Raw genomic sequence first — 14,265 nt, forward strand, 5'->3', positions numbered from 1 at the left:
CGTAGCCGTTAGGCCGTCTTGGAAACAGGCTGTCTGGTCTGCTCGACGATCGATTCCTCGACGTCGCGGAGCTGGTCCTTGCCGAAGAACATTTCCTTTCCAACGAAGAAAGTCGGTGAGCCGAAAGCTCCCCGGCTGACGGCGTCGTTGGTCAGATCGATCAGCCTCTTCTTGACGTCATCCTGCTGCGCACGCGCGATCAGCCGGTCGATATCGATCCCCGAGGAGATGAATGCGCTCCGGAAGATTTCGAGGTCGTCCATCTTCTTCGGCTCCTCCCACATATGATGGTAGGCGGCGCGGAAATAGGGCTCGAACACGCCTTCGAATTGGGCGGCGACGGCGCCACGCATCAGCATCAGCGTATTGACCGGAAAGAACGGATTCTGGCGAAATTTCGTGACATTGTGGCGGCGAATGAACCGCTGGGTTTCCAGCGCCTGGTATTCCGGCTTGTTCTTGATGCCGCGAAGCGAATCGAACGGCGACATGTTGCCCGTCGCCTTGAAGATGCCGCCGAGCAGAATCGGGACATACGCGAATTTCACGCCGGTACGCCGCTCGATCCCCGGAATGGCTATTTCAGCCAGATAGGCGTTAGGACTGCCGAAATCGAACAGGAATTCTACCTTCAGGGGCATGTCGACTCCTCCCGGAGAGCGCGTTGTTGGTCAAGTTCGATAATCAGCAGGCTGAACCCAAGCGTGCCATCTATCCATACAGTTCTAAAAACGAACTGTCAAATTATGCGGAATTTTCCTAGTTTGATGCGAACCCTAGGGGATTGTTTGGAGTTTAGTACCTAACTAGAATGGTAGCGGAACCAATAGTTCGCTGGACGATTCGAGCGGAACTAGTGTGGGAAGACCGGAGAGCAGGAATGAGATGGGATGAACTGAATGAGATGGGATGAACTGGAGGAAGAGCCATGTTCCATGGCCCGGACCATCGGCGTGATCGGCGACCGCTGGACCCTTCTGATCCTGCGCGAGTGCTTCCTGCGCACGCGCCGCTTCGAGGGATTTCAGTCCGCGCTCGGAATCACACGCCATCTGCTCGCCGAACGGTTGAAGAAACTGGTCCGCCAGGGCGTACTGCGTCGCATTCCCTATCAGGAGTCGCCCAAACGGCATGAATACATTCTTACCCAAAAGGGCCTCGATCTTTATCCGATCATGATGGCGATTGTGCATTGGGGCGACACGCACATGGTCGACGAACGCGGGCGGCCGTTGCTGCACCAGCACCGCAAGTGCGGAAAAAACTTCGATCCGGTCATGGTGTGCTCCGAATGCGGCGAGCCACTTTCGGCCAAGGAGGTTCATACCCACCCCGGCCCCGGTGCCCGAAGCACCCCGGCAATAAAGGCGCCAGAGAAACCGAAGGCAAAGGCGCGCCGCAGCGCCGCTTGAGTGGCCACTCACCGCGGCTAACCGCATCGGCGCCCGACTCAGCAGATTGCAACGCAGGAATATCCGCAAGCGCCATCAGACGGACACGAGATGTCCGGCAACGGTCGCGAACAGTTGAACCGCACTTAGATCCGGATCACATCTCGACTTGCTTCGTTGCAGTAGAGGCGTTCAACCTGTTCAGAACGATATTTCAGGACAGCACGTTGATTGACGTAGGCCTTGTCGGTGATTTCTCCTGCCGCCATTGACGGTGGATCCTTCAGCAGGGAAAATGCACAGATTCGTTCGCTGCTTCCAACGGACTCATTATATTCCTGAAAACGATCTCTAAGAAATTGAACCACGAGAGCGTCGCAGGTTAAATCCGAGGCTGGCGTCTTCGAAATTCGCGCCGCCTCGGTCGGATTCAACCAGCAAAGCAGCGCGCACGATTCACGGTTTTCCCCCGCAACGACAATGTCCAGCAATACGCCGCGCGTTGCGGCCAGGATTGCTGCGCGCATATTCCCGATCGAGACCCACGTGCCGTTCGCGAGTTTGAAGTTCTCGGAGATCCTGCCCGTAAAACGCAGGCCCCGCTCCGGCTTCTGCGGATCCAGAAACGAGACGGTGTCGCCGATGCGATAGAACCCTTCCTCATCGAAGGCCTTTTCCGTCAAATCCGGCCTTCCGAGATAACCGGGGGTGACGTTGGGTCCCTTGACCCTCGCCTCATAGGTATCGGAAACAGGAATCAGCTTTAGCTGCAGACCCGGCGCGGGAAGACCAATCTCTCCCGGCTGGTCGGTCGCCCAGTGAGTCGTACTGATGGTCGGGGCCGTCTCGGTCGTGCCGTAGCCCGACATGACCGGAATTCGCCGGCCGGTGATCGACGCTGTCAGCCGATAGAGCTTTTCAAGCGTCCCTTGGGAAATTGCAGCTCCGGCATAGCTCAATCTATCCATTCGCTTGAACACGCTGGCGCCAAGATCGATATCGTTCTCGATCGCGTCACATAAGAGATTATAGCCGGCAGGCACGTTGAACATGGCGGTGGGTGAAATTTCCTTGAGATTCGCGACTGTCTTGTGGAAGAGCTGAGGCAGCGGCCGGCCATCGTCGATGTAAAGCGTACCGCCATTCTTGAGGATGCCGTGAAGGATTACGTTGCTGCCCATTGTATGGTGCCATGGCAGCCACTCGACCTGCACCGGCGCGTCCGGAGCAGACACCAGCAGACTCCCCATTTGCAGTGAGCTCGCCATCATGCGGTGGGTGTTGAGCACGCCTTTGGGGAAACCGGTCGAACCGGACGTGAAGAGTATCTTTGCGACAGCGTCGCAAGACACCGCACGTGACGCGCGCTCGAATCCGTCGCTCCCGCTTCGGGCGGTCAGAGCCTGGAAAGGCACCGTGTCCGGCGCGCCATCGACGCTGATCCAGGTCGCGGCTGCCAGTTCCGGAATGGAGCGGCCCGCAGAAAAGTCGCGTCCGCTCTGAACGAAAACGAAATTCGGACGCAGCACCTCCGCGATATCCGTGAGACGAGCCAGGCCGCCGGGCATCAGCGTGTAATTTGGCGATATCGGCGCCAGAATTAGCCCTATCGACATCGCGGCAAACGAGATCACGGCGTTCTCGATGGAGTTTCCTGAAAGTACCGCCAGCTTGTCAGCCGGCTTTGCGCCCATATCGATCAGGCTTTGGCCGACCGCCTGAACCTGCAACCATGCTTCACCATAGGTAATCTCGTCCCATCCGCCCTTCGCATTGCGCTGCGCAAGAAAAACTCTATCCGGAGTAGAGTTTGCCCAGGTCGGAAGGAAATCCGTGATGCGCCAGGCACACTCCCCCAACTCAACAGGCGAGCTCAAGATGAGCGTTCCGTCGGTTCGACGCTCTATGCAAAGCTCTCTTGGCGCAAACGTCAGTGCCTTCGTCGACATGGAAAATGATCTCCTGGACTACCGGGAAAGGAGCGCTTGAAGGCAGCAACCCGATTCACCACCGATACCTGGTGCTCGTGGGTCCGCCGGCCTGGATAACGCGAGTTGTCAATCGGTCTGACGGGCGCGACCAGTCGACAGTTCGCACCCAAGTCGCGAACTTGCCAGAACCGTCGTTTCGCCCGCGCCAGGTCACTCGGACCTGGCGTCCAGCACGTCGCCGAAGGCTTGCCAGTTCGTGCCGCTCCACCGCTGCAATCGCATCTGCGTCCAAATCATGTTCTCGGTGTCGGTGGTGTTGACCTTGATGCCAGGTAGCGCAGTCGGAACGACGAAGTCTTTCAGGTTCTTGGCCTGCGCAAGGATATTCTTGCGTGACAGATCATTGCCGCATTGCTTTAGAATCTGCTCGAGCAGGACGCCTTGCTGATAGCCGGTCAGATAGCTGCCGTTGGTGATGTCGGCGCCCGGCAAATACTTGTCAAAGAACACCCGGAAGGCCTGCATGCCCGGGTCGTCTTTCCAAGCCGAATCCAGAACATCCTTGTTGGTCGTACCGACGATCACGCCGACCGATTTGTCGAGACCGGCGGGCGCTAGCGTGCCTCCGACCGAGCCGGATGGAAAATTAATGATCACGGTCGCCTTCCAGCCGATCACCGAGGCTTGCCGGATAGCCTGCGCGGCGAACTTCGGCGTGCCGGCGATCACGAGGGCATCCGCACCGGAGCTCTTCAGATTGACCACCTGTGAATCAACCGTCGGTTCGGTGACCTCGTAGGAAGCGGTCACGACCTTTCGGTCGAAATCCTTGCCGAGAAACGCCTTGAAGGCGTTGACATAATCTTTGCCGAGATCGTCGTTCTGATAGAGGATGGCATACTTGGCGTTTGGCAGCACCCTCGTCAGATACTTGGCGTAGATTTTTCCTTCGGTGTCGTAGCTGACAAGACCTGTCGTGGTCAGCGGGTAATTGGCGACGTCTGTGAACTTGGATGACCCGCTGATAATTGCGATGCTGGGCACCCCTTTCGACCGCAGGTATTTTGCCGTAGCCGAGATGCCGGGAGTGCCGAGCTGGCCGAACATGAACGACACTTCGTCGCTCTCAACGAGCTTGCGGACGTGCTCCACCGCCTTGGGAGGACTGTATGCGTCGTCATACGCGATGTAGTTGATCTTGCGGCCGTTGATGCCGCCGCGGTCGTTGACCGACTGAATATAGGCCATAACGCCCCTGCCCACGAGACCGATCGATGACGCCGGTCCGCTGAAGGGAAAAACGCCGCCAATCCTGATCTCGGTCGCTGAGATTCCTGGCTCTTCGGCTGCGAATGCCGGGCCGCACAAAAGTAAAACCAGAGCCGCCACGATCTTCCATTTCATCAACATTTTTCGTCCTCCCAAACGCGATGCACCTTACGGGCACGTGGTTCTGTTATTGTTGCGCCGCTGGCTGCTCGTCCCTTGTCACTCAAAAGCGGCATCGAGAACTTCGCTGAACTGGTCCCAGCGCGGACGGCTTTACACCCGGCGCGCCAGCGGCAAATGCGGTGATCCCAGCGCTAACAGCATTAGCGCGGCAGCAGGCTTGAAACCTTTGAGCATCATAGCGTGCCTCCCCTTCTGAATAGCGGAGCGCGCGTCCCAAGCGGGGCCGCGATCCTGCAAGTCGCAGCCGTTGTTCGACCGTCTTGTTCTGTAAACCTACAGTTCTTTTTTAGAACTAGTCAAGTCCCTCGAAACCAGTTCTTCTGTTGCCGGAAATGGGCTTCACTCCATTTTGGGTGGCGTGGCGTCTCCGGCGCTGACCTAATAGGATTCATTGGTAATTGCCGTGTCATCCGCACGAACTTAGTTTGCGCAACAACCGGCGCAGGTGAAGCAACGCGGTCCGTCAGAAATGCGACGGGAATACTTCTTCCCGAGCGAAGTAATATAAATTCTACTATAGAACTGCTGTGAGACGGGGGCGTAATTTTGCTCTTCAAGTCCACGGCCGTGCATGGTTGAGAAAGAGCTGCTTGATCGCAGTGTCATTAAATGGGCGTTACCCGTCGGCCAACGCCGGCATCGACGACGCATTGGGAAGAAAGAATCGACTCTACCGATTTCGACCACTTGGCGGCGTGCAAAGCGGCTGACGATATCGGGTGAGTTCGCGGACAGAACTTCTCTTCCGGCGCTACGCGCCACCTTCTCCCACTGGGGAAGGAATAAGATATGCCCGCTGAGCGTTCGCCCCAAACGCCTTGTCGCGCACGTGCGGACCAAACTTCATCAGGCACTCCTCGAGCGCGCCCTTGGTCGCGCCATAGCTTCCCGCGAGCAAACACACCGGCCAGTCGGAGCCGAAGATCAGGCGATCCTCGCCAAAGCATTTGGCGGTGTGCGCGACGAACGGAAGCAGACGTTCCGCATCCCAGTCGTTCCACCTGGCCTCCGTGGCGAGACCCGAGAGCTTGCACCAGACATTGCCGCAAGCGGCGAGTGCGACGAGAAGATCGGCCCATTTACGGCTGAATCCCTCAGCGATCGGCGGCTTGGCGGCATGATCGAGGACAAAGCGCCCTTGCGGAAACGTCCGCGCAGTTGCGATCGCGGCCGGCGTTTCACGCGTGCGCACCAGAAGATCGTAAGTGAGATCGTGCGCAACCACTGCGGCCAAGCCGCGCTGCACGTCCTCGCGGAGCAGCCAATCGGGATCGGACTCGTCGTGCACCTGGTGACGAATGCCGACCAGCTTGTCGCCGCCGGGCGAACCACGCAGCCGATCGAGCGTCTCGTCGAGCGCGCCGTCCGTGAGATCGGCCCATCCGACAACACCGATGACGAACGGCGTCGCAGCGGCGACGCGCAAGAATTCCTCGGTCTCCTCAATCGAGGAGCGGCATTGCACCAGAATGCTCGCGTCGACCCCGTTGGCGCGAAGCACCGGCGCGAGATCGGCCGGGCCGAAAGCGCGGCGGATCCGTGCAAGTTCAGGCGCCTCCATCCACGGATAATCGGCACGCGCGGGATCCCAGAAATGCTGATGACCGTCGATCACCATGGGTCAGGCTCCACCCGGCAGCGGTGCGGCCGCATCGACCAGCTTGCGCTCGCGCAGCTCCTGCCAGAAGGAGGACGGCACCAGCCGCTCGGCCATCGCGATGTTGTCCGAAACCTCCGCAGCGCTACGCGCACCTTGTAGCGCGACCGTTACCGCCGGATGGGCCATACAGAACTGGACTGCGGCGGCCTTGAGCTCGGTGCCATGCTTGCGGCACAGCGCCTCCAGCGCCAGCGCGCGGGCGACGAGCGCCGCATCGGCGTCTTCGTAGTTGAACTTCGCGCCGGCGCGCGGGTTCGCGAGGATGCCGCTGTTGTAGATGCCCCCGAGAATGACGCCAATGCTCTTCGCACGGCAGATCGGAAACAAATTCGTCAGCGCACCCTGGTCGAGCAGCGTGTAGCGGCCCGCCAGCAGGAAGCAATCGACCGGCGCCGCTTCGGCGAAGCGGGCGAGCATCTCGGATTGATTCATACCGGCGCCGATCACCTTGACCGTGCCATCGTCGCGCAGGCGCTGGAGCGCGCGGAAGGCACCGGCAACTGCATCCTCATAGTGGTCATCCGGATCATGGACGAGCAATACATCGACGCGGTCGAGCCCGAGACGGTCGAGGCTGTCCTCCACCGAACGCATCACGCCGTCGTAGCTGAAATCGAACCGCGGCCGCTCGGCGGATGTGCCCTTGTAGTAATCGTCTTCCGCAGCAGCACTGGCTGGGCGTAACAAGCGGCCCACCTTGGTGGAGATTGCAAAGGAGTTCCGCTCCTGCCGGCGCAGAAAACTGCCCAGGCGACGTTCGGCCAATCCAAAGCCGTAGAGCGGCGCAGTATCGAAGAAGCGGACACCGAGCGACCAGGCGCGTTCGATCGTCGCCTCGGCATCCGCATCGCTAACCGGCGCAAACAATCCACCGAGAGGAGCGGTTCCGAGACCAATCGCCGTGACGTCGAGCCTATCCGCAAGCCGTGTACGCTTCATTCCAAGCTCCAGGGTCGAATCAGCACTCCCTCTCCCGCAAGCGGGAGAGGGAGTGTAGCGCAGGAACGTTGGGGCTGAGAACGTTTCCTACTTCAACAGTTGAGCGACATTGTCTTTGGTCACGAGGTCGAGGCCGGTATAAATGACCTCGGGAACCTTCTGGCCCTTCTTGATTGCCAGCAGAGTGTCCATCGCCTTCTCGCCCATCTCGAACGGGCGCTGTCCCGTAAGCGCGTTGGAGTAGCCGTCACGCAAGAGTTCAAGCTGCATCTTGAGCGTATCGGCGACGACGAGCGTCAGCTTGCCGGCATCGATGTCCTTCTTGTTCTTGTTGACAAAGGCCTTGTAGCCTTCCGGCGCAAACATCGGCCAGCCGCCAACCGGAACTATCGCGCCGAGATCCGGCGTAGCAGTGCGCAGATCCGCCATCTGCTGGACCGCGAGCGCAGGATCGTCATTGCAGAAGGTCGGCGAGCCCGCGACCTCGACCCACTTCGAGCCCTTGAGCGCCTCGCGCACGCCATCGACGCGCTCGGCGAGGTTCTTGGCGCCCGGACCACCGGAGACGACGGCATACTTGCCGCCCTCGGGCTTGAGCTGCAGCAATTGCTTGCCGAGCGCGAGGCCGAAGTCCTTGTTGTTGGTGCCGATATAGGCAATGCGCTTGGAGCCAGGCGCATCCGCATCGAAGGTGATGACAGGAATACCGGCCGCGGTCGCAGCCTCGATCGACTTGGTCATCGCTGCGACATCCGCGACCGAGATCGCAAGACCATCCACCTTTTGCGTAATGAAGTCCTGGATGATCTGCGCCTGCGTCGCAGGCTCATGCTCGACCGGCCCCTTGTAAATGCATTCGACGTTACCGAGCTCTTTGGCGCGCTTGAGGCAACCGTCGCGCGCGACGTCGAAGAACGGATTGTTCATCGCCTTGGGCACGATCACGAACTTGTAGGTCTGGGCGAATGCCGGGGTCGCCATCATCGCGATGGCCATTCCGGCGAGAAGTATTTTCCTCATTGGTCCCTCCACATTTGTGCCTATCCTTTTGAATTCGATCTCCAGAAGGCGGATAGACGAAGTGTTCGTTGCTCTCCCAGAGTAACCTCAAGTGATGCGTGAGCGGATGCGGTCGACCAGCACGGCCAGAATAATGATCACGCCCACGAGCGTCTGCTGCCAGTAGGAGCTGACCTGCGCAAGCACGAGGCCATTGCGGATCACCTCAAGCAGCACGCAGCCGACGATGGCCCCGAGCGGGCCGCCGACGCCGCCTGCGAGGTTGGCGCCGCCGATAACCGCCGCTGCGATCACGTTGAGTTCGTAGGATGTCGCCATGTTCGCGGGCGCAGACCCCAGCCAGCCCGAAACGATGATGCCCTGCAGCCCTGCGGCCAGCGCACAAATCACGTAGACTTCGATCTTGACCCGTACGACCGGGATGCCAGTCAATTCCGCCGCCTTCTCGTTGCCGCCGAGCGCGAAGACGTGACGGCCGAAGCTCGTGTGGTGCAGCACGACCGCCATTACCGCCGCGAGGATCACGAGATAGATGAATGGCGCCGGTACGCCGAACAGATCGCCCGATGTCAGCGCGTAGAAATAGTCGGCGTCTGGTCCGCCCGGAAAGCTGCCGCGCCCGTTGGAGACGACATAGCCGAGACCGCGGACGATCGAGAGCATGCCGAGCGTAGTGACAAAGGGCGACAGCCCGAGCACGGCGATGCAGAAGCCGTTGACGAGGCCGACGATCAGCGCGGTGACAAGTCCCGCCAGGATCGAGACAAGCAGGATCAGCCCCGGTACATTGGCGACCACGGTCTTGCCGTCCGCAGCCAGATGCACGAACAAGGACGCGCCGGGCATGCCCGGCGTCGACAGGCCCGACATCACCATGGACGTGATCATGGCGGAGAAGCACATCATCGATCCCACCGAGAGATCGATGCCGCCGGTGATGATCACGAAGGTGATGCCGAGGGTGGCAATGGCGATGAAGGAAAAGTTCTTCGCCACGTTCTGCATGTTGCCCTGCGTGAAGAAGTAGGGGCTCGCAAAATGCATCGCGATCAGCAGCCCCAGCAGCGCGAGCAGAACGTAGCCGGTTTGGGATGCAAAGATGCCGCGCTGCCACCACCTGATACGGCCGACATTGGTGAAGGAGATCGGGGATTCCAGGGGCACGGCCATCACGCAGCCTCCTTCGCACCGGTGATCAGGGCAGTGACTTCCTCGGGACTGGTATCGCGGATCGACTTATCCGCCCGCTTCTCGCCGCGGCGCATGACGACGACGCGGTCGCAGACCGCGAACACGTCGGGCATGCGGTGGGAGATCAGCATGACGGCGACGCCCTGCTCTTTCAGCCGATGGATCAGGCCCAGGACCTGCTCGACTTGGCGGACCGAGATCGCCGCGGTCGGCTCGTCCATCATCACGAGCTTGGCGTTCGACAGGCGGGTTCTTGCGATCGCAACCGCCTGGCGCTGGCCGCCCGACATCTGCTTGACGAGATCATGCGGTCTCGTCTCGGAGCGCAGCTCGCCGAACAGCTCCAGCGCGCGCGCCGCCATCGCATTGTGATCGAGGAAGGCGAACGGGCCGAATTTGCGCTTGAGCTCGCGGCCGAGGAAGACGTTTGCCGCCGCCGTGAGATTGTCGGCAAGCGCCAGGTCCTGATAGACGACCTCGATCCCGACCACGCGAGCATCGATGGGACGGTAGAAATGGACCGCGTTGCCGCCGAAGCGGACCTCGCCCTGGGTGGGGCGGAAGTTTCCGGCGATGATTTTGACGAGCGTCGACTTGCCCGCGCCGTTGTCGCCCATCAGGCCGACCACCTCGCCGGGGAAGACCTGCATGTCGACGTCGTGCAGCGCGCGGATCGCGCCGAACTCCTTGCCGATCCCTGTCAATTCCAGAACCGGTTGCCCGGCTGCACCTGCGGTTTCCATGCTCGGCCTCGCTCAGACGTACCGGTTGACCAGTGATTCCAGATATTCCTGACGACCCGAGCGCGGCTGCGGATCGAAACCGGGTGCCAGCGCGCGATTAGCAAGATCGGCAAGCGAACGCTGGCCAGCGAGGATCGCGCGTCCCTCGGCATCGGCCCATCCGGCGTAACGTTCTGCAATCGGCATCGTCAGCGCCTCGGCATCGAGCATGTCGGCGGCGGCAAGGAACGCCCGCGCGCAGGCGTCCATCGAGCCGACATGGGCGTGGATCAGATCGTCCGGATCGATCGATTGCCGCCTGATCTTGGCGTCGAAATTGAGACCGCCCGTCGTGAAGCCTCCGGCCTTCAGGATGTCGTGGAACGCCAGCGCCAGCTCCGGCACGTTCATCGCGAACTGGTCGGTATCCCAGCCGAGCAGATCGTCGCCGCGGTTGATGTCGAGCGAGCCGAACACACCGAGCGCCTGGGCCAGCGCGATCTCGTGCTGGAACGAATGGCCGGCAAGGATGGCGTGGTTCTGTTCGATGTTGAGCTTGACATCTTTCAGAAGGTCATAGCGCTGGAGGAACCCGTAGCATGTGGCGACGTCGAAATCATACTGATGCTTGGTCGGCTCCTTCGGCTTCGGCTCGATCAGGATCGGTCCCTTGAAACCGATCTTGTGCTTGTGCTCGACGACCAGCGAGACGAAGCGGCCGAGCTGGTCGAGCTCGCGCTTGATGTCGGTGTTGAGCAGCGTCTCGTAGCCTTCGCGTCCACCCCAGAGCACATAGTTCTGCCCGCCCAAACGGTGGGTCACCTCGAGCGCGGCCCGTACCTGGCCGGCGGCATAGGTGAAAATGTCCGGATCCGGATTGGTCGCGGCGCCGGCCATGTAGCGGCGATGCGTGAACAGATTGGCCGTACCCCAGAGCAGGCGCACCTTGGAAGAGGCCATCTTCTGTTCGAAGAGATCGGCAATGGCGTTGAGGTTGGCGACGGATTCGGCGAGCGAGGCGCCTTCCGGCGCGACATCGACGTCGTGGAAGGTGAAGAAGGGCACATCGAGCAGGCGGAACAGCTCGAAGGCGATATCGGCCTTGGCCCGCGCCAACGCCATCATGTCCGTGCCACGATGCCAGGGCCGCAGGAATGTCTCGCCGCCAAAGGGATCGCCGCCGGGCCAACAGAACGAGTGCCAGTAGCAGACCGCGAAACGCAGGTGATCCTCGAGCCGCCGTCCGCGCACGACGCGATCCTTGTCGTACCAGCGGAACGCGAGCGGGCTTTTAGCGTCCTTGCCGCCGTAGGCGACCGGCGCACTCGCCCCGAAGAATTTGGGTGACACGTTCACAGGGAGAACTCCTTCAGCGCGGGATATAGTTTTCGCCACTGGTGATAGGCTTCATCGTAGGCGGCTTCGGCAGACGCACGCGGCGTGAAGCTCGCAAGCCGCCGCGGACGCGTGCAGATCTGGGCAGGGTTTTCGTTGGTTGCGGCAAGCCGACCGAGCCGTGCCGCGCCAAGCGCTGCACCGACCTCGCCCTCCTCGACGCGGTGGACGGGAATGCCGAGCACATCGGCGCAGATCTGGGCCCACAGCGCCGAGCGCGAGCCGCCGCCGACAAGGTCGACCTCCGTGATCCCGCTGGCGTTGCCGAGCGCCGCGAGGTTGTCGCGCGCGGCGAAGGCCACGCCTTCGAGCACGGCCTGGACGATCTGATCGCGTCCCGTCGCGCCGCGAAGACCTGCGAATGCGCCGCTGGCGGCAGCGTCGTTGTGTGGCGTGCGCTCGCCATCGAGATAGGGAAGGAACTTGACCGGGCTCGGTCCGCGGACGGTCTCGCCGAGCGGCGCCAGCAGCGCGGCGGCAGGCGTCGCCATGACGCCCGAAAGCCAGGCGAGCGAGGCAGCCGCCGCCAGCATCACGCCCATCTGGTGCCAGAGACCCGGAAGCGCATGACAGAAGGCGTGCACAGCCGACGCCGGCGCCGGCGCAAAACTGTCGGTGACGCGAAACACCACGCCCGAAGTTCCCAGCGACAGGAACGCATCGCCGGGCGTGATGGCGCCGAGCCCGATCGCACTCGCGGCACAGTCTCCCGCACCGCCGGCCACCATGACATCTTTCGCCATGCCCCAGCGCCTCGAAAGTTCGGGGGCGAGCGCCGCGCCGATCTCGCTGCCTTCGACCAGGCGCGGCATGTGGTGGAGATCGAGCCCGGTGGCATGTAGCAGCACCGCAGACCAACGGCGCTGACCGACATCGAGCCAGAGCGTGCCGGCGGCGTCCGACATGTCCTCGACCATCTCGCCGGTCAGGCGGTAGCGCACGTAGGCCTTTGGCAGCAGCACTTTTGCCACGCGCTCGAAAATCTCGGGCTCGTGGCGCGCTACCCAGAGCAGCTTTGGCGCGGTGAAGCCTGGCATCGCGAGATTGCCGGCGATAGCGTGGAGCGAGGGACAGCGCGCCTCCAGCTCCTTGCATTCGACATGGGAACGGCCATCATTCCACAAGATGGCCGGACGCAGCGGACGACCGTCCTCGCCGAGCAAGGTGGCGCCGTGCATCTGGCCGGAGAGACCGATGCCACGCACCTGCGCGACGTCGCTCGGATGAACGGACGCGAGATCGTCGATGGCGCCGATCGCTGCATCAACCCAGGCGTCCGGATCCTGCTCGGACCACAAAGGTGCGGGATGCGAGAGCGCAAGCTCGCGCGCGGCTGTCGCGACGATTGCGCCAGCCTCGTTCACGAGCACCGCCTTCACACCGGACGTGCCGATGTCCATCCCGAGATACACGTCATCCTCCCTTCCGGCCCGGTTCGCGATCTTTGTCGCCTTCCCCACATCGGGCCGTCTTGCAAATCAGTTCTGCAGGCTATGGCAGATTGTCCCGCATCACGATGTCGATACGGATCTTCTCCTGTTCACTCAGGATCGGCTCGCCGCGGGCGAGCGCGAGCAGCACGCGCACGGCGGCACGGGCCTCATGTCCCGGGTTTTGCGAGATCGCCGCATCCATCACGCCTTGCAACAAGAGCTTGCGCGTCAGCACGGTGACGTCGTGTCCGACGAACACCACCTGCTTCTCGCGATCGGAATCGATCAGGGCCTTGGCAACGCCTTGCGTTCCGGCGCCGACATTGTAGAGGCCGACGATGTCAGGATGTTTGCCGAACAGCCGCGACATGAGCTGTTCCGAGCGCCCGTCCTCGTCGCGCCCTTCGAGCACGGGCAACACGTTAAGCCCAGGAAACTCCGACGCCATCACCTGATTGAAGCCGAAGATGCGCTCGGCATGGTCGCGCAGGCCTTGCGAGCCGGCGACGATCGCGACCTTGCCGGAACGCGGACCAACGAGGCGGCCGACCAGCGCGCCGGCGGTGCGCCCGGCGGCGATATTGTCGATGCCAACATAATAGTGACGGCGCGACGAAGGCACATCAGAAACCAGCGTCACCACCTTGGCGCCAGCATCGACGAGATCATTGATGGCGGCCCGCACGCTCGGATGATCGAGCGCGACAAGCGCGACGCCGTCATACTCGCCGGCAAGCGCCTCCAGCGAGCTCGCGAGAACGGAGGCATCGAACACGTCGGTCGCGACCATCTCGACCGCGAGCCGGCGGGCCGACAGCCAGCCCGACATCTCGCCGAGATAGGACTGGATCTGCTGCATGAACAGGTTCGGCCCCGACGGCATCACGAAGGCGAAGCGCCGGGCACGGCCACGGGCGAGCTCGGCCGCGGCCACATGTGGCTGGAAGGAATTCCGCTCGATCGCCTCCTTGACGCGGCGAACCGTGTCCGGCCGCACGCCGGGGCGGTTGTGCAGGACGCGATCGACCGTCGCGAGGCTGACGCCAGCCTGGCGGGCGATGTCCCTGAGCGTAAGAGGGTTGTTGCCGTCCGGCTCCTTCATGGGCTGAAGGCTAGCAGAGGTTATTTGAG

Annotated in this window: 12 protein-coding genes; 1 reads left to right on the forward strand and 11 read right to left on the reverse strand. The window is 61.7% G+C overall.

Features of this window, described 5'->3' with window-relative positions:
- Nucleotides 1-8: 8 nt before the first annotated feature.
- Complete coding sequence (locus CQ13_RS13295; RefSeq protein WP_057843315.1) at nucleotides 9-641, reverse strand: 2-hydroxychromene-2-carboxylate isomerase; 633 nt, start codon at nucleotides 639-641, stop codon at nucleotides 9-11.
- 258 nt (nucleotides 642-899) lie between these two features.
- On the opposite strand from CQ13_RS13295, the gene CQ13_RS13300 reads away from it, so the two are divergent.
- Nucleotides 900-1,412, forward strand: coding sequence for a winged helix-turn-helix transcriptional regulator (locus tag CQ13_RS13300; protein ID WP_057843316.1), 513 nt, complete (start codon nucleotides 900-902; stop codon nucleotides 1,410-1,412).
- Between the two features lie 125 nt (nucleotides 1,413-1,537).
- On the opposite strand, the gene CQ13_RS13305 is transcribed toward CQ13_RS13300, so the two are convergent.
- The 10 genes from CQ13_RS13305 to CQ13_RS13350 form a co-directional block, all read right to left on the reverse strand.
- Nucleotides 1,538-3,340, reverse strand: a complete 1,803-nt coding sequence (locus CQ13_RS13305; RefSeq protein WP_057843317.1) for an AMP-binding protein — start codon at nucleotides 3,338-3,340, stop codon at nucleotides 1,538-1,540.
- A gap of 192 nt (nucleotides 3,341-3,532) precedes the next feature.
- Entirely contained in the window at nucleotides 3,533-4,732 is a 1,200-nt protein-coding gene (locus tag CQ13_RS13310; RefSeq protein WP_057843318.1) for an ABC transporter substrate-binding protein, read from the reverse strand.
- A gap of 793 nt (nucleotides 4,733-5,525) precedes the next feature.
- Nucleotides 5,526-6,392 carry an amidohydrolase family protein gene (locus tag CQ13_RS13315; RefSeq protein WP_057843319.1) on the reverse strand — a complete coding sequence of 289 codons (867 nt, stop codon included), beginning with the start codon at nucleotides 6,390-6,392 and terminating at the stop codon, nucleotides 5,526-5,528.
- A gap of 3 nt (nucleotides 6,393-6,395) precedes the next feature.
- A complete protein-coding gene (locus tag CQ13_RS13320; protein WP_057843320.1) occupies nucleotides 6,396-7,373 on the reverse strand; it encodes an aldo/keto reductase in 978 nt (325 codons plus the stop codon).
- Nucleotides 7,374-7,460: 87 nt separating this feature from the next.
- Entirely contained in the window at nucleotides 7,461-8,393 is a 933-nt protein-coding gene (locus CQ13_RS13325; RefSeq protein WP_057843321.1) for a sugar-binding protein, read from the reverse strand.
- 87 nt (nucleotides 8,394-8,480) lie between these two features.
- Complete coding sequence (locus tag CQ13_RS13330; RefSeq protein WP_057843322.1) at nucleotides 8,481-9,563, reverse strand: ABC transporter permease; 1,083 nt, start codon at nucleotides 9,561-9,563, stop codon at nucleotides 8,481-8,483.
- Entirely contained in the window at nucleotides 9,563-10,327 is a 765-nt protein-coding gene (locus tag CQ13_RS13335) for an ATP-binding cassette domain-containing protein (RefSeq protein WP_057843323.1), read from the reverse strand. The genes CQ13_RS13330 and CQ13_RS13335 overlap by 1 nt, the downstream gene beginning before the upstream one ends.
- A 12-nt stretch (nucleotides 10,328-10,339) precedes the next feature.
- A complete protein-coding gene (gene xylA, locus CQ13_RS13340) occupies nucleotides 10,340-11,662 on the reverse strand; it encodes a xylose isomerase (protein ID WP_057843324.1) in 1,323 nt (440 codons plus the stop codon).
- Entirely contained in the window at nucleotides 11,659-13,113 is a 1,455-nt protein-coding gene (gene xylB / locus CQ13_RS13345; protein ID WP_057843537.1) for a xylulokinase, read from the reverse strand. The genes xylA and xylB overlap by 4 nt, the downstream gene beginning before the upstream one ends.
- A gap of 79 nt (nucleotides 13,114-13,192) precedes the next feature.
- Nucleotides 13,193-14,236 (reverse strand): LacI family DNA-binding transcriptional regulator, encoded by a 1,044-nt coding sequence (locus CQ13_RS13350; RefSeq protein WP_057843325.1) that lies wholly within the window; start codon nucleotides 14,234-14,236, stop codon nucleotides 13,193-13,195.
- Nucleotides 14,237-14,265 lie beyond the last annotated feature (29 nt).

The organism is Bradyrhizobium retamae (assembly GCF_001440415.1).
Classification (GTDB): domain Bacteria; phylum Pseudomonadota; class Alphaproteobacteria; order Rhizobiales; family Xanthobacteraceae; genus Bradyrhizobium; species Bradyrhizobium retamae.